Origin of the sequence: Halorhabdus sp. CUG00001 (assembly GCF_009797925.1) — an archaeon.
In the GTDB taxonomy this organism is placed as follows: domain Archaea; phylum Halobacteriota; class Halobacteria; order Halobacteriales; family Haloarculaceae; genus Halorhabdus.
The window spans coordinates 1,997,526-2,013,728 of the sequence record NZ_VOLB01000001.1 but is presented as its reverse complement, the minus strand read 5'-3'; the positions used below and the strand labels follow the sequence as shown (position 1 = coordinate 2,013,728).

Annotated in this window: 15 protein-coding genes and 1 pseudogene; 15 read left to right on the top strand and 1 reads right to left on the bottom strand. The window is 64.0% G+C overall.

Going from position 1 to position 16,203, the window contains the following annotated elements:
- Positions 1–154 precede the first annotated feature (154 nt).
- From FR699_RS10010 to FR699_RS09990, 5 genes are all read left to right on the top strand, one after another.
- Positions 155–934: an electron transfer flavoprotein subunit beta/FixA family protein gene (locus tag FR699_RS10010; protein WP_158855328.1), complete on the top strand. Its 780-nt coding sequence runs from the start codon at positions 155–157 to the stop codon at positions 932–934.
- On the top strand, positions 935–1,975 hold the full coding sequence (locus FR699_RS10005) for an electron transfer flavoprotein subunit alpha/FixB family protein (RefSeq protein WP_154552900.1): 1,041 nt from the start codon (positions 935–937) through the stop codon (positions 1,973–1,975).
- A 68-nt stretch (positions 1,976–2,043) separates the two neighbouring features.
- Positions 2,044–3,384 carry an FAD-dependent oxidoreductase gene (locus FR699_RS10000; RefSeq protein WP_154553249.1) on the top strand — a complete coding sequence of 447 codons (1,341 nt, stop codon included), beginning with the start codon at positions 2,044–2,046 and terminating at the stop codon, positions 3,382–3,384.
- 4 nt (positions 3,385–3,388) lie between these two features.
- Positions 3,389–3,706 carry a ferredoxin family protein gene (locus tag FR699_RS09995; RefSeq protein WP_154552901.1) on the top strand — a complete coding sequence of 106 codons (318 nt, stop codon included), beginning with the start codon at positions 3,389–3,391 and terminating at the stop codon, positions 3,704–3,706.
- A 259-nt stretch (positions 3,707–3,965) separates the two neighbouring features.
- Entirely contained in the window at positions 3,966–4,943 is a 978-nt protein-coding gene (locus tag FR699_RS09990) for a nucleoside hydrolase (RefSeq protein ID WP_158855327.1), read from the top strand.
- A 35-nt stretch (positions 4,944–4,978) separates the two neighbouring features.
- On the opposite strand, the pseudogene FR699_RS13340 reads toward FR699_RS09990, so the two are convergent.
- A pseudogene (locus tag FR699_RS13340) lies at positions 4,979–5,137 on the bottom strand (ZIP family metal transporter); the annotation flags it as partial.
- 476 nt (positions 5,138–5,613) lie between these two features.
- Here FR699_RS13340 and FR699_RS09985 point away from each other — a divergent pair.
- The 10 genes from FR699_RS09985 (at position 5,614) to prs (ending at position 16,009) form a co-directional block, all read left to right on the top strand.
- Positions 5,614–6,552 carry an NAD(P)/FAD-dependent oxidoreductase gene (locus FR699_RS09985; RefSeq protein ID WP_154552903.1) on the top strand — a complete coding sequence of 313 codons (939 nt, stop codon included), beginning with the start codon at positions 5,614–5,616 and terminating at the stop codon, positions 6,550–6,552.
- A gap of 6 nt (positions 6,553–6,558) precedes the next feature.
- Positions 6,559–7,734: an iron ABC transporter permease gene (locus FR699_RS09980; RefSeq protein WP_154552904.1), complete on the top strand. Its 1,176-nt coding sequence runs from the start codon at positions 6,559–6,561 to the stop codon at positions 7,732–7,734.
- The gene (locus tag FR699_RS09975) at positions 7,734–8,678 is read left to right on the top strand and encodes an ABC transporter ATP-binding protein (RefSeq protein ID WP_158855326.1); all 945 of its coding nucleotides are present in this window, start codon (positions 7,734–7,736) and stop codon (positions 8,676–8,678) included. The genes FR699_RS09980 and FR699_RS09975 overlap by 1 nt, the downstream gene beginning before the upstream one ends.
- Before the next feature lie 212 nt (positions 8,679–8,890).
- Positions 8,891–10,141, top strand: coding sequence for an ABC transporter substrate-binding protein (locus tag FR699_RS09970; protein WP_158855734.1), 1,251 nt, complete (start codon positions 8,891–8,893; stop codon positions 10,139–10,141).
- Between the two features lie 277 nt (positions 10,142–10,418).
- Positions 10,419–10,667: a hypothetical protein gene (locus tag FR699_RS09965; RefSeq protein ID WP_158855325.1), complete on the top strand. Its 249-nt coding sequence runs from the start codon at positions 10,419–10,421 to the stop codon at positions 10,665–10,667.
- Positions 10,668–10,813: 146 nt separating this feature from the next.
- On the top strand, positions 10,814–11,863 hold the full coding sequence (locus FR699_RS09960) for a zinc-binding dehydrogenase (protein WP_158855324.1): 1,050 nt from the start codon (positions 10,814–10,816) through the stop codon (positions 11,861–11,863).
- Positions 11,864–12,004: 141 nt separating this feature from the next.
- Positions 12,005–12,919, top strand: coding sequence for a hypothetical protein (locus tag FR699_RS09955; protein WP_154552909.1), 915 nt, complete (start codon positions 12,005–12,007; stop codon positions 12,917–12,919).
- A 760-nt stretch (positions 12,920–13,679) separates the two neighbouring features.
- Positions 13,680–14,237, top strand: coding sequence for a pyruvate kinase alpha/beta domain-containing protein (locus FR699_RS09950; RefSeq protein ID WP_233263390.1), 558 nt, complete (start codon positions 13,680–13,682; stop codon positions 14,235–14,237).
- Between the two features lie 66 nt (positions 14,238–14,303).
- Positions 14,304–15,119, top strand: a complete 816-nt coding sequence (locus FR699_RS09945) for a hypothetical protein (protein WP_158855323.1) — start codon at positions 14,304–14,306, stop codon at positions 15,117–15,119.
- 41 nt (positions 15,120–15,160) lie between these two features.
- Positions 15,161–16,009, top strand: a complete 849-nt coding sequence (gene prs / locus FR699_RS09940; RefSeq protein ID WP_158855322.1) for a ribose-phosphate diphosphokinase — start codon at positions 15,161–15,163, stop codon at positions 16,007–16,009.
- Positions 16,010–16,203: the final 194 nt, after the last annotated feature.

Sequence of the window (16,203 nt, the reverse complement as noted above, 5' to 3'; positions counted from 1 at the left end):
AATAACGGGGGGTCATAGAAACCGTGATGCATGCCGAATTCGGGCCGTTCGGTTCCCATGAGTTGAGAATAGCGCAGTCTTTTACTAATGTTAAGGACTGATCCTCCGCCGTGAATCGAATCGAATTCCCATTATATAGGGGGTCAAATCACTGATGACTGACGAATGGAACATCGTTGTCTGCGTCAAGCAGGTACCCGACGCCGACGAGGTATCGATCGACCCCGAGACGGGGATCCTCAACCGGGCGGACGCCGAAGCCGTGATGAACGCGCCGGATTACAACGCCGTCGAAGCAGCACTGCAACTCAGAGACACGGTCGGTGGCACTGTCACTGCCCTGACGATGGGGCCGGCAAGCGCGGACGACGTCTTGCAGGTCGCCGTCGGTATGGGTGCTGACGACGCCGTGTTGCTGACCGATCGGGCCTTTGGCGGCAGCGACACTTGGCCGACGAGCCTCGCGTTGGCCCGGGCGGCCGCGGAACTCGACGCCGACGTGGTCTTTGGCGGCGAGGAGACGACCGACTCCTCGACGGGCCAAGTCCCGCCGGGCATCGCCGCCCACAACGACTGGGCACAACTCACCTACGTCGAGGATCTCGAACCCCGGCCCGACGAGGACCAGCTCCTCGCCAAGCGTGATGTCGAGGGTGGCTACGAGCGGGTTGTGGCCGATCTCCCGGTGGTCGTCGCCATGGAGTTCGGCGAAAACGAGCCACGGACGGCCGGGCTCCACCGGCAGATCTACGCCGAGACGGACTTCGAACCGGTCGAGTGGTCTGCCTCTGACCTGGGGATCGAAGACGAGGTCGGACTGGCGGTCTCGCCGACACAGGTCGGCGGGATGGACACCGCCGAACCCGTCCCGCGTGAACAGGAAACGGTCGAGGAGGTCGAGGCACTGGCCGACCGCATCGTGGAGGTGCTCTAGATGGCAGCCGGCACAGACGCCGACACGGCGGCCGAGCTAGAAGCCCACGCCGATGTCTGGGTGTTCGTCGAACAGCACGCTGGCGACGTCGCCGGCGTCACCTGGGAGTTACTCGGCAAGGGCCGGGAGCTGGCCGATCAGAAAGACGAGGAGTTGGTCGCGTTGGTCATGGGCGAGGACGTCCGCGAGACGGACATCCCTCAGGAAGCGATCGCCCGCGGCGCCGATCGGGTACTCGTCGCGGACGATCCGGTCTTCGAACCCTACCGTGCTGACCCCTACGGCGAGCAGTTCCGCCACCTTGTCGAGGTCCGCAAGCCCGACATCGCGCTGATCGGTGGCACCCACACCGGCCGTGACTTCGCCGGTCGCGTGGCGGTACCAACTCACGCCGGACTGACTGCCGACACGACCGAACTGGAGATCACCGAATCCCAATACGAGATGCGCCGACCCGCCTTCGGTGGGGATGCCCTGGCCACGATCATCTGCCCGAACCACCGCCCGCAGATGTCGACCGTGCGCCCGGGCGTCTTCGACGCGCCCGAACCGGACGAGAGCCGCGAGGGCGCGGTCGAAGACGTCGAGGTCGTCGTCGGCGAGGACGAGACGCTCACCGAAGTGCTCGGCCGCGAGGTCGGTGACGTCGCGGACATCACCGACGCCGAAATCGTCGTCGCCGGCGGCATGGGTATCGAGGGTGACGTCGATCCGCTGTGGGAACTGGCAGACCTGCTCGGCGGCGAGGTCGCGGCGACCCGCGAAGTGGTCGAGGAGGGCTGGATCGAACCGGCCCGCCAGGTCGGCCAGACCGGCAAGACCGTCCGGCCGAAACTCTACATCGCCGTCGGCATTTCCGGGGCGATCCAGCACGTCGAAGGGATGGACGACTCCGAGACTGTCGTCGCGATCAACAACGACGCCAACGCGCCGATCTTCGAGAACGCTGACTACGGGATCGTCGCCGACTACGCCGAGGTGCTGCCCGAACTCATCGAGATGTTACGTGATCGCCTTGAGGCCGAGGAGGGAGAGCCATGAGCACTGACGCCCAGTCCGGCGAGGACGCCGGCGTCGAACCCGAACCCGAGGAGCGCGAGGGGCCGACGATGCCAACGCCGAAGACTGAGACGCCCAGCTACGACGGCGAGTTCGACGCGATCGTCGTCGGGGCGGGCCTGGCCGGCAGCACCGCTGCGCTGACGCTGGCCGAGGAAGGCAAGGACGTCATCATGCTGGAACGGGGCAACTCTCCGGGGACGAAAAACGTCTTCGGCGGGATCATGTTCACGCCCCGGATCCGGGAGTTGACTGACTTCGAGGACGCTCCCAAAGAGCGCTTTGTCGCCGAGAAGACCTTCTCGATGCTGTCTGAGGAGGGTGACGCGACCGAGATCTCGATGCGCCCCGACAGCTGGCGTGCGGAGCCACACAACGACTCCTGGATGGTCATGCGCGGGGACTTCGACGAGTGGTTCGCCGAGCAGGCCGTCGAGGCCGGGGCGACGCTGATCACCGAGACGACGGTGACTGATCTCGTCCGTGAGGACGGGGCGATCGCCGGCGTCGAGACCGACCGCCCGGACGGAACTCTCCAGGCGCCGACGGTCGTCCTCGCCGAGGGAGCCAACTCCCTCGTCAGCGAAGGGGCCGGCCTGGCCGATCCCCAGGAGCGCAAAGACGTTGCCATCTCCGCCAAAGAGGTCCGCAAGTACGATCGAGAGACCATCGAAGATCGCTTTCACCTCTCCGAGGAAGAAGGGGCCGCCATGCACTACTTTGGCGACGGTGCAGTCGGCGATGCCGTCGGCGGCGGGTTCATCTACACGAACAAGCGCACGCTCGCCATCGGCGTCGTCTACTCAATCGAAGACGCTGTCCACGACGAGCGGAGCCCCGACGAGGTGCTCGATGACTTCAAGTCACATCCGGCGGTCGCGCCGCTCATCACGGGCGGCCGGATGGTCGAGTACTCCGCCCACGCGATCCCCGAGGGCGGCCCGGAGGCGATGCCCGACCTCGTCCACGATGGCGCGGTCATCACGGGCGACGCGGCAGGCCTCGTCCTGAACAACGGCCTGCACCTGGAAGGGACGAACATGGCCGTCGAGAGCGGCTACCAGGCCGGCAAAGCCGTCGCCGACGCCTTAGAAGCCGGCCGGACCGACGCCAGCGCCCTCGCCGACTACGAGGATGCGCTGGCCGACTCCTACGTCATGGATAACCTGAACCACTACGGCTGGTTCTTGGACACCGCGGCCGAGGATCGACAGTTCCTCTTCGACGACCTGCCCAAAGCCTTGGCCGACGCCGAGGCCGAGTACTTCCGGATGGACGACGACCCCAAGACCCGCCACACGAAATCCGCCCGCAAGCGAGTTGTCTCCGCGATGGGCGGGTACCTGGGCGCAGCGAAGAAAGCCTGGAAATACCGCAAGCTGTTCCGCTAGACCCATGAGCGCACACCCATCAACCCCCGACGTCGAGCAGCCATCGATCGAAGACCGCCTGTACACGGTCAAATACGAGGATCCCGGCGACTCCCACCTGGACGTGGAACTGCCCGGGATCTGCGAGGAGAAGTGTGTCACCTACGACTGCGTCTCCGTCTGTCCCGCCAACGTCTGGCGGGAAGAGGACGACGAGGGCGTCCCGACCATCGCCTACGAGAACTGCCTCGAATGTGGCAGTTGCCGGTGGGCCTGCCAGCACGGCAACGTCGTCTGGGAGTACCCCGAGAACGGGAGCGGCGTCTCCTACAAACACGGGTAGCTCTTTCGACGCCCATCGGCTGGATCGGGCGCTTCGTCTGGGACAGCAGCCCGACGGCCAGTGACGCCTCGGCCCCTTGCAGCGGCGTCACCGCACACCCTGAGACGTGCACAGAGACACTTTCGCCTCGATGGCCTGCTCCCGGCCCGCGAAAGTGCTTGCGGAGACGAATCCACTGCCCAGGAACCGACGGGGGGCGAGTCCCTGCCAGCGCGGGGTGGGCCAAACAGTCATTTGTCCCCTGGCCCAGGCTTGGGGTATGACTCATCGAGACGAGCGATCGGTCATCATCGACACGGACACGGCTGGTGACGACACGCAGGCCCTGCTGATGGGGCTGTTGTCCGACCGCATCGACGTCACCGGAATTACGATCTGTGCCGGCAACGTCGCGTTCGACCGCCAGGTCGAGAACGCCAAACGGACCCTCGAACTCGCGGGTGCCGACGAGGACGTGACCGTCTACGAAGGCGCCAGATCGCCACTCCAGAAAGAGCACGAGCTCGCCCACCACATCCACGGGGAAGGTGGACTCGGTGGCGACCGTTTCCCCGAGACCGGAATCGAGTCGGGCGAGCAATTCGCCGTCGATTACATCGTCGAGCAGGCACGGGCGAACCCCGGCGAGATCACGCTCGCCTGTATCGCTCCGCTGACGAACCTCGCCCTCGCCTACAAGCAGGAACCGAACCTCGACGAGTTGCTCGACGAGGTTTGGGTGATGGGTGGGGCGGTTAATTGCTTGGGTAACATCACCCCGGCCGCCGAGTACAACTTTTGGGTCGACCCCGACGCCGCGAAGATCGTCATGAACAACTTCGACGTCACGCTGTTCGACTGGGGTCTGACGCTCCGTGATACCGAGTTCGGCCCCGAAACGCTCGAACGGATCGAAGCCGGCCCGGAGACACCGCTCACAACGTTCTATACCGACATCACGACACAGGTACGGCAATTCAATCGCGAGCGGATGGGCCAAGATACCGTCACGCAGCCTGATTCGGCTCTGGTGGCGGCGCTGGTCGAACCCGATCTCATCGAGGAGACGGGGACGTACGCGGTCGACGTAGACGAACGCGAGGGGCTGACCCGCGGGTACACGGCGGTCGACGAACTGGGTGTCACAGCGGGCGAACCCCGGACTCGCGTCGTCGAATCATTCGATGGCGAACGCTTCGAGACGATGTTCCTCGAGATGCTGTTCGAGCAACGGCCCGACGCGGCCCTCGAAGCGTAACCGAGTATCTCGGTTGCTGTCTGATTCACCCAGCGCACGTTCAGATACAGAACCACGAGCACGCCGGCCGTCGTGGCACATGTCGCGACGCGTTCGTTACCGCAAGTGTCGGTTTCGGGAACGCTCTCGTCGCTAATGACGCCCAACATCGTGCCGCCGGCCAATCCCATCGCGTACGGCAGGAGTGACGTCGCGATCACGGTCCCGTCAACCAGCGCCCGGACGACGGTGTTTTCGCCCACGGGGTCGACGAAAGGATCGGTCACCATGGGTGATCGCGCTCTCGGGTCTGCATCGTGGGACCAATCGACTGGATATTGTGTGTCTGTTTTCCGTTACCAGTCGTCGTTCAGAAGGGCAGCCTGCCGGCGTTTGGAGCCGGGCCGGGGAGCGACCGGCGCCTACTCCAGAGAAATTTGGCTAGCCTAAAATCCGGAACGCATTTATATTCTTTAGGCTAGCCTAAAATCATGGATGAGGGAACGCGACCCGGCGAACCCGACGCCCAGAGCCCACGTCAACGGCGGCAAAACGAGCAGCGACGAGCGACGGACACGGTAGACCGACAGTCAGGGCGCTTGCGAGGCACCGACGGGCGCTCCGAGCGACGTCAACGCTACTCTGACGGAGTTAATCAGGTTCCGAACGCCGCCGCTGGTGACCGCAGCCCATGACTGACGCGACTGGCGGATCGGCTGGCGAGTACGACCACGACGTGGTCGTCATCGGTGGCGGCCCGGCCGGTTGCTCGGCCGGCATATTCACCGCCAGGTACGGCCTCGACACGCTGGTGTTCGACCGCGGCCGCTCCTCGATCCGGCGGTGTGCACATCTCGAAAACTATCCTGGCTTCCCCGCTGGCATCGACATCGAGACGTTCTACGGACGACTCCACGATCACATCCGTGAGGCCGGGTGTGCCCTTCGTGAGGACCTCGTCGAGTCCGTCACGGCCCTTGAGACTCCCGCAGCAGGAGGGTTCGTCGTCGATCCACAGGAGGGAGAGCAGGTTACGGCCCGTCGGGTAATCGCGGCGACGCGCTACGACGGGGAGTACCTCTGGCCCCTCGACGCCGACAGTGAGATGATCACCACCAGTGAGGACGATGGCGAGGAAACTGAACAGTTCAAGAGGGACTATCCCAACGCCGACGGCTCGACACCGATCGAGGGACTGTACGTCGCCACACCATCGGACGCTGACGAGCAAGCCATCATCGCCGCCGGCCGCGGGGCGGCGACGGCACGCACGCTCCTGCGGGATCACCGCCGCGCGTCAGGAATCCCGGAGACGCTGGCCGACCACTACGATTGGGTCCGCCGACGGGCACAACTGGACGAGGAGTGGCATGACCGCGAGACGTGGCGCGAGTATCTGGACGATCGCGTGGGGGAGGCGGCCGGTGAGACATGGACAGCGGCAACCAGGACGACCGAGATCGATCGCATCCTCGGGAGTTACATCGACGACGACGAGATCGCAAACCGCCGCGAACGTGGCCAGGATCGCCTGCTCGAACACGTCGACGACGAGCGGGTCCTCGCCCGTGCCCGCGAGATCGAGGCCGCCCGTGATGCCGACACCGAACGTGATAACGGAGGCGGGTGACTGACAATGGCGAGCGAATCAGCCACGGTCACGGATTCGATGTCCCGGCGCAATCGGGTGTTCGACTGGCTGTCGGGATCGCTATGGACGGTCGTCCTCGGCAGCCTCCTCGTCATCGCGGGGGGAACCCTGGTGCAGGTGAGTTACGGCGCGTTTTCGACGACGCCGATCGAAGCCTGGCGAGCCCTGTTCAACCCGGACGTTATCTTCACCCTGCAAACCTGGGAATCGCTCCTGCTGGGCGCCGAACTACCGGAGATGAACCGGCGGAGTCTGATCGTCTGGCAGATGCGGTTACCCAGGGTGGTCGTCGCCGTCCTGGTGGGGATGAACCTGGCCGTTTCCGGGGCAATCTTCCAGGCGGTGACCCGCAACGAACTCGCGAGTCCGTTCATCCTGGGCGTCTCCTCGGGGGCGGGCCTGATGATCCTCCTCGTGCTCGTGGTCTTTTCGGGTGCGACGCTGGTGATCCCGTACGTCCTCGGGTCCCTGAGGCTGGGAATCTCGTCGTTGCTCCCGATCATCGCCGCGCTGGGCGGGATCGGCGCGTTCCTGCTCGTCTACGTCATCGCCTGGAAGAACGGCACCTCTCCGGTCCGACTGGTGCTGGCGGGAGTCATCGTCGGCACCGTCTTTCAGAGCCTCCAGACGGGACTGTTCTTCTTCGCGAGTGATATCGGCGTGGTCCAGTCGGCCATCGCCTGGACGACGGGATCACTCACCGGTGTCGAGTGGGAAGAGGTCAGGATGGTACTTCCCTGGACGATCCCCGTTGTCGTGTTTTCGGTGGTCAGTGCGAGACAGCTGAACGTCTTGTTGTTAGGCGAAAGTACGGCGTCGTCGCTCGGGATGAACGTCGAGCGAATGCGCTTTGCCCTCTCGGCGGTCGCGGTCGTGGCTGCCGCGGCAGCCATCGCAGTGGCGGGCATCGTCGGCTTCGTCGGATTGATCGTCCCACACATGGTCCGCAACGTCGTTGGCAGCGACTACAGGCGACTCATCGTCGGCTGTCTGTTTGCCGGCCCGGCGTTGATGGTGGCCGCCGACGTCGGCGCCAGACTGGGCCTGATGGTGCTTGCAGGCAGCAGCGAGCAGATGCCCGTCGGCATCGTCACCGGGCTGCTCGGCGGCCCGTACTTCCTCTACCTGATGCGAAAACAGGACACAATGGGTGAGATCTGATGACCGAAGAGACGACCCCACGACCGGATGGCGGTGCAAGCAAGGTTATCAGGGAACCGAAATCGCGAGAAAACGGCGAGACACCAGCTGATGGGGAGCAGACAGCCGACGGAAGTACCGACGGCAAGACGACAGCGAGCGAGTTCCGGGGCGAGGGGCTGGTCATCGGCTATCCGTCGAGCGAACAGCCGGTCATCGATAGGGAGTCGATCACCGTCTCGCCCGGTGAAGTGACTGCCCTGGTTGGTCCGAACGGGAGCGGCAAGAGTACGCTCCTGAAAGGGCTGGCCGATCAGCTTGCACTGGAATCAGGCGTCGTTCGTCTCGACGGGGCTGACATCCACGACATGGAGACCAAAGAACTCGCGCGGAAGCTCGGGTTGCTCTCCCAGGAGAGCGTCGCCCCGGACAGCATCACGGTGGAGCAGCTCGTCGAACACGGCCGGTACCCACATCGGGAGTTCTTTGACGGACTCTCGACGGCCGATCGGGAGGCGATCGACCGGGCAATCGAGCTGGCAGGGATCTCTCACTTGCGCGAGCGGCAGGTCGGACAGCTGAGTGGCGGACAACAACAGCTGGTCTGGATCGCCATGGTACTCGCCCAGGAAACCGACGTGCTACTGCTCGACGAGCCGACGACGTTCCTCGACCTGCATCACCAGCTCGAAGTGATGGAAATCGTCCGGACCCTCCGGGACGACAGCGACATGACGATCGTGCTTGTCCTGCACGACATCCAGCAGGCTGCCCGGCACGCCGATCGCATGGTCGCACTCAAAGACGGCGAAATCAGGGCACGTGGGTCGCCCGAGGAGGTCATCACCGAACAGCTCCTGGCGGAGGTCTTCGAGATCGACGCCGCGGTCGAGCGGACGCCCCGGGGACCACGGATCGAACCGCTCTGCCCCCGACACGAGGCTGATAGCGACGGTGAGACGTAATCGTCGAGCCCACCTGCCAGTCGGGCATCGACTGCCTCTCACCTCAGGCCGCCGGGACCGGATCGGGAGATCGATCGGCCGGTCCAGCCGAGCGCTGACAGAGTGGACCCAACAACCGGCTGTGAGTATTGCCTATTTTTGGCTCGCCTAAAATCAATAGCCTTTTCTTGGTTTAGGCTAGCCTAAAACCGATGGCAGACGATTCGAGCCCCATAGCAGACGAACCCGTAAAACGCAAGACACCGACCCGACGGGAGGCGATCAAATACGGCGGTACGGCACTCGTTGGCGGCCTGTTGGCCGGCTGTTCGAGCACTGCTTCAGACGATACAACCACCACTGACAGTCCCACAGAGACTGCTTCAGATGGCAGTCCCACAGAGGCCGCCTCAGATGCGACAGAAACAGAGACTGCAACCGAATCGAACAGCTACAGCGCATCGATCGCCCCGATGGGGACGGTCAGCCTAGAGGAGCCCCCGGAGACGGTCTTCACCCGGCTCACGCATCATGCCGACATGGCCTTCGCGCTGGGTCGCGGTGACACCATCACCGCGATGCACGCGCCGGACTACTACGATCGGTTGTGGAACCAATTCGTCGAACGACTACCCGGCGTCACCCTCGACTGGGAGGGGCTGTACTCCTCGTGGCAGCCCAGCAAAGAGAAGCTCTACGAACTGGATAGCGACATCCACCTCGCGGACCCAGCCTGGATCACGAAACAGGACAACTGGGATCCGGCCGACATCGCGGAGATCACGAGCGGTGTCTCGCCCTGGTTCGGGAACTCGCTAAGTGATACCCATCAGGAGCCCCCTGAGTCCTACGCCGAGGGCTACGAGTACTACACGCTGTGGGAGCAGTTCGAACGCGTCGCGCAACTGTTCGGCGAAGAAGACCGGTATCAGGCACTCGCGACGGTGTACGATGACCTGACGGGAACCATCGACGAGAAGCTGCCCGCAGAGTCCGAAAGACCCTCGGCCGTGATGATCGCCGCTCAGGACCTCGAGGAGATCTACGCCTACAGGCTCAGTGACCCCGGATACCTGACTTCACACACCCGCCCGTTCGGTGCCAGGGACGCCTTCGAGGGTGAAGTCGAGTCCGCGTCGGTCGTCGATTACGAGGTGTTGCTCGAGGCCGACCCGGACGTGATCTTGCACCTGGGTGGGTTCGAGCCGAACACGGACATCGCCGCGCGTCGTGAGGAGTTCCGGTCCGATCCAGTCGCCGGCGAGATCACCGCCGTCCAACAAGACCGGGTCTACCCTCAGGGTGCCCGGTATCAGGGCCCCATCCTCAACCTCTTCCAGTTGGAGATGACGGCCAAGCAACTGTATCCTGACCAGTTCGGGGCCTGGCCCACCTACACTGAGGGCCCCTATCCCGAGATCGACCCCGAGGAGCAGCTGTTCGACCGCAAGCGGGTCGCTGACGCCATCAACGGAGACATCTGAGGATGACTGAGAACAACGACACGACCGACACACCGACGCGACTACCTGAAGTACGGCCTCGCGGTCGGGACCGGCTGATTGCTCGCGGGCTGTAGTGGTGAGGAGAGTACCGAGACAGCCCAACCGGCCGACCAGGAAACGGCGACCGCGACAGCCACCGAAACGGCGACGGAAACGGCCACCGAAATGGCATACACCGTTGAGATGGTCCCTGTCGGGGGGTCACCTTCGAAGAAGTTCCGAAACGTGGACGCCCTATAGCGGCGATTACGCCGACATGGTAGTCGCGTTGGGCAAGACCGACGGCATCCAAGACATCAGGTTCACAGACCGCTATTACTCGTACGTCTACGACGAACTACCCGGTGTCAGCGTCGATCGCGACCGGGCTCTGCCGCCCGACTGTGAGGAGATCGACGCGGGCGAACGCAACGCGCGTGCCGAGGCGTCACGAGCGCTAATGCGTGACTGCTTCGCTGACCGCCATCCCGGCGAGCAACGGACCCACCCGCGTTTGAGCGAGTGAGGCCGGCGGGCCCACTGGGCATAGCACACCGGACTGTCTGCTCAGTCGAGACCCCAGAGAAGCACTGATCTGAGGTGAAATGGGGGCCGGTCGGCTCAGGCATAGATTGATAAGCTATCTATGCGAATCTATCGTGTGGTTGTACAATGAAAGCATTTGCCATGCGCGAGATCGGCGAAACGGCCATCATCGAAAAGGAGCAGCCCGAGCCGGGGCCGACGGACGCGATCCTGAAGCCAACAGAGGGGTTGATCTGTACGTCAGACTGCCACACGGTACACGGTGCGATCGGCGAGCGTGAGGATCTGACGCTGGGTCACGAGGTCGTCGGCGTCGTCGAGTCCGTCGGCAGTGACGTCGAGCACTTCGAACCCGGTGATCGGGTCGCTGTCGGCGCGATCACGCCCGACTGGAACTCCGTGGCTGCCCAAGACGGCCACCCCTCCCAGTCAAACGAAGCGCTCGGTGGCTGGAAGTTCGCCAACGTCAAAGACGGCACCTTCGCGGAGTACGTCCACGTCAACGATGCCGACGGCAACCTCGCGAAGATCCCCGACGGCGTCACCGACCACGAGGCGGCCTACGTCGCGGATATGCTCTCGACGGGCTTTGCGGGCGCGGAGAACGCCGATATCCCGATGGGCGGGACCGTCGCCGTCTTCGCGCAGGGTCCCGTCGGTCTGATGGCGACGAAAGGGGCCGAACTCCAGGGTGCCGGCCGGATCATCGCCGTCGAGACTGTCGAGAATCGGAAGGAACTCGCCCGTGAGTACGGCGCAACGGACGTCGTCGACTTCGGTGAGGTCGACCCCGCCGAGGAGATCATGGAACTCACGGACGGCGAAGGTGTCGACGCCGCTATCGAGGCACTCGGCGCAGACGAGACACTGCAGGATTGCATCAAAGTAACCAAGCCCGGCGGCACCGTCTCGAACGTCGGCTATCACGGCGAGGGTGAGTTCCGGAAGATCCCACGCGCCGAATGGGGCGTCGGGATGGCCGAAATCGATATCGTCACAGACCTCTGTCCCGGCGGCCGCCTGCGCATCCAGCGTCTGCTGCGCCTCCTCGATCAGGGGAAGGTCGATCCGACGAAGATGACCACCCACGAGTTCGAGTTCGACGAGATCCAGACGGCCTTCGAGATGATGGAGACCAAAGACGACGGGATGATCAAGCCCCTGATCCACTTCTGAGGTGGGTCAGAACATGACGTGTCGCAGAGAGTAACACAGCCGTCTCTTATTCTCTGATCAGTCGAGACAGCATTCGGGGAACGTCGTCGCTGAAGGGGTGAATCGCCGTGTTTTTATGTCGGATCTCGAAGTGTCTGATGCATGCCCTCCACCAAACGGCCCGCCAGAACCGCCCTCGTCGTTGGATTGCTCGTCCTCGTCGCGCTGTCCGGCTGTGTGGGCTTGTCGGATACCGACTCACCGACACCGACACCAGCCGAACCCACCACTCCGTCGCCGTCAGTGACACAGACGCCAACGCCGACCGCCGCCTCGCCAACGGCGACAGCGACGCCAACGCCGACTACGACCGCCTCCGATCGATTCTCCCCAGGACTGACCGACACTGGCGTTCGTAACGTCACACAGCTACTCCGCACACACCAGGCACGGGCGATCGACACACCGGGTGTCCTGACCCATACGACGAACATGACACTCCGGAATATCTCCCTGGTCACACCGGTGCGAGTGACAGCCGACGCGAACCTCACGCGGGTGCTGTACGCCTCACAGAGCCGGCGGACGACCGAAAACACGACCCACAACAGCACGACGGTCCTTGCCGCCAACGGGACGGCTGTCAGGCAGTACACCGTCACCGATGGCAACGTTACGCTGGACAACAGACGGAACCGAACCCAGCTGTTCGACCGGTCGCTCCGTGGTCTCTCGACGGCGACGAGTCCGCTCCGAGGGGCGCTCCGGCGCGGGAACTTCAGTATCGCTACTGTCGACGATGGCGAGGATCCCAATACCGTGATACTTCGTGCCGACCGGTACGCAGGCGGGCAACTGTTCGACGCCCGGAACGTCGTGGCGTACAACGCAACGGTTCGAATCGGGGCCGACGGACTGATTCGCTCTGCCACCGAGCGTATCGTCGCCCAGCGGAACGGCACTGCAAACCGATACGAGTTCAGCTACGCGTTCGAACCACGGGCGGTCGATCTCCCAGCAGTGCCAGAGGTCCCTGCGGACATTCGTAGCGACTCAGAGCAGTCCGGGAGCGAGTGACGCCAGAGATTGGTGTCCTCGCTGGCAGTATCTCGACGGCGTGGCGCTTCGTGGCTCTGGATCTCTGGCCTGTAACTGCCGATATCGATGCCCTAAATCGCGAGTAAATCGAGCCGCTGCTCTCTGTCAGGCTTCTGTCTCGCCGGTCTTAGCCCGCAAGTGCGACGTTTACGATCAGCGCGACCGCAAGCAGCGCTGAGACCGCGACTGTCACCAGAACGACCTTGGTTGCCGTGCTCATGTCCAACAGGCCGACCGGCGGCCGCATAAACGTTCCCCGCGTGAAGGCGCTCGTCCCCTTTCGGAGTGCTGTCGGCCCGGCGGACGGTCGCCGCCACGATTCTGTCTCGGATCGGTCCGAACCCGCCCGAGCCGGCCCTTCTCGGGCTTTGTGGTCGCCCGCTCACTCGTCGGCCTATCCGGCGCCCATTGAAACCACCCGTGTGTCTGACACTCGAACGCCAGCATCGCTCCCCCTCGAACCCCTTCGTTTCGGATCGAACGGTGGGCGTTACCATGCCAAAATATATCATTGGACCTGGAAACGACCGCCATACCGGCGACTACGCCCCAATTCACGCTCGACCGGTGTCGAACTTGCCAGAGCCAGTCACTTCGACTTCCAGTGGAACTCCTGTTCCACTGGATCCACTCGAAACAGGGGTTGCGGATCGGCGCTGTCAATCGGATCTACAGGCGACATCCAGCCTCTCGTTCGAGATAGTAATCTATAGCGGGCGGGCGAGCCGAGATCCATCGGATGATCCACACTGACGACATGGACACGGACGCCGTACTCGACGAGGCACTCGACTACGCCCAGAGCGAGCCGATCGACGCGGTTTGTGTCGCCTCTACTTCTGGCCAGACGGGCACAAAGGCGGCCGAACGCTTCGGTGGGGATCTCGTCGTCGTCGGCCACTCGTATGGGTACGATGTGGCCAACGAGCAGGAACTGGCCGCCGACCACGTCGAGACGATCGAGGACGCTGGCGGCGAGGTCTTCACCGGGCCGATGGTGTTCAGCAACCTCGGGTCGGCCATCGCCCAAAAAGAGGGCTTCTCGTCACACGAACTCGTCGCCGACGTCCTGCGGCTGTTCGGTCAGGGAACGAAAGTCGCCGTCGAGTGCCCGCTGATGGCCTGTGACGCCGGTCTCGTCGATGCCGGCGATCGGGTACTCTCGATCGCGGGGACCGGCGAAGGTGCCGACACGATTCTGGTCGTCGAAGCGGCAAACAGCCGGGAGTTCTTCGACTCGCGCGTGCTCGAAGTGGTTGCCAAGCCCGCCGACGCCGAGAACCTCGTCTGGTGGTAACCACTCGCTCGCCGGCACTCGCCTCCGAGTCGATACCCTTTCGGCCGTTCCTGCCGAGGCCCACACATGGGCGAGATGGCGGAAGATCGGATCTACGCCGACCGACGCGGAAAAAGTGACGTCTACGTCGGGGCTGGACTCGGCGTGACGCTCGTTGCGATCTCGGACGATCGCGTCGGCCGCTTCCGGTTGCTCCGACGGGGCCACGTACACGGCGTTGCTGCTGGCGACTCACAGGTGACGATCGCCACTGACGAGGGGGTCTTTCGAGCCAGTCACGGCGAGGACACCTTCGAGGATCTCGGCTTCGGTCTGGCGGTCGCGGTGGGTCTCGACGATGGCCCGATCGCGGCCAGCCCCGATGGCGACTTGGCGCGTTACGACGGCCAGGACTGGGAGACGCTCGGCCAGATCGCCGACGTCCAGGCGATCGACGGTGCGTGGGTCGGGGCTCCCGACGGTGCGTATCGACTGACCGAATCGAGCGTCGAGCAGACAGGTCTCTCGGGCGTTCGGGACGTTGCGGCCGGTGACATCCCGCTGGCTGCGACCGACAACGGTCTCTACGCCTACGCAGACGGCAACTGGGCTCGCGAGCACGACGGTGCGTTCACCGCTGTCGCCACTGACGGCACTCGGGCACACGCTGTCGGCGAGACGGGCCTGGTCGAGCGTCGCGACGGCGCGTGGCACGGCCGATCGCTCCCGGTCGATGAGTCTCTCGTCGACGTGGAGTACGCCCAGGGACCAGTCGTCGTCACCGCTGCCGGAACGATGCTGGTCGATCCGCCGGCCGCCAAAGACGGCGCGACGGGGTGGCGATCGCGATCGTTGGGCCTGGCTGACGTCACTGGTCTGGCGGTCGCTGGATCGACGGCCTGAAAACCGAAAACGGGTTTACCAGCCGCCGCTACCGAACGTATATGATCCTCAGCGGGTCGGCTTCCCAGACGCTGGCGGCCAGAATCGCCGCGGCAACCGGCGAACCGCTCGGCGCTGCCGAGGTGAAGTATTTCCCCGATGGCGAACTGAACGTACAGGTTACCGAATCGATCGACGGTCGGGCGATCGTCGTCATTTCGACGGTCTCGAACGATGCCCATATCGAGGCGCTTCTCTTACAGGACGCCGCCCGTCAGGCCGGCGCTGAGGAAGTCATCACAGTTGTCCCCTACCCGGGCTATGCCCGTCAAAACCGGAAGTATCGGCCGGGCGATATCGTCTCGCTGTCGACCGTCGCGGGGGCGCTCTCGCCCGGGACGGACCGAGTTATCACTGTCAACCCCCACGAGAAAAACGCCACGTCGATGTTCGACGTGCCGGCGACGGCTATCGACGCCTCCGGCCGGCTGGCCGAACCGCTGCCTTCTGGGCTCGTCGACCCACTTTTCGTTGGGACCGACGAGCAAGCGTTCCCACTGGCCGAGGCCGTCAGGGACGGCCACGGCACCGGTGTGGCTGACTACCTGGACCCGGCCGCCGGGACTGGGGCGCCTGCGACGATCGCACCTGCCGAAACGAGTGTCGACGGACGGGACGTCGTTCTCGTCGACGACTTCGTTGCGACTGGCGCAACGATGGCAACCGCCGCGGCGGCGGTCGACGACCGCGGTGCCCAACGCATCTTCGCGACCTGTGTCCACCCACTACTTGCCAGTGGAGCCTGGAGTAAACTCCTCCGGGCGGGCGTCGACGAGATGTACGCCACGGACACCTTAGAGCGGATCGTCAGTGACGTCAGCGTCGCGCCCGTTATCGCCGACGCGTTGTGATTACTGGACGGGATAGCCCACTCCACTGACCGCTTCATAGTGATCGTTGCCGGGTGGGTAGCCCGCTGATCGCGGGCGATCGTAGCGAACACGGTCGCTGTTGGGCCACTGATAACGAATGCCAATCGCTCGCTGCCAGTCTCCTTCGGAGTCGTCGTGCCCACTGTCACACTGTCATCTAGCCGGTGTTCAGA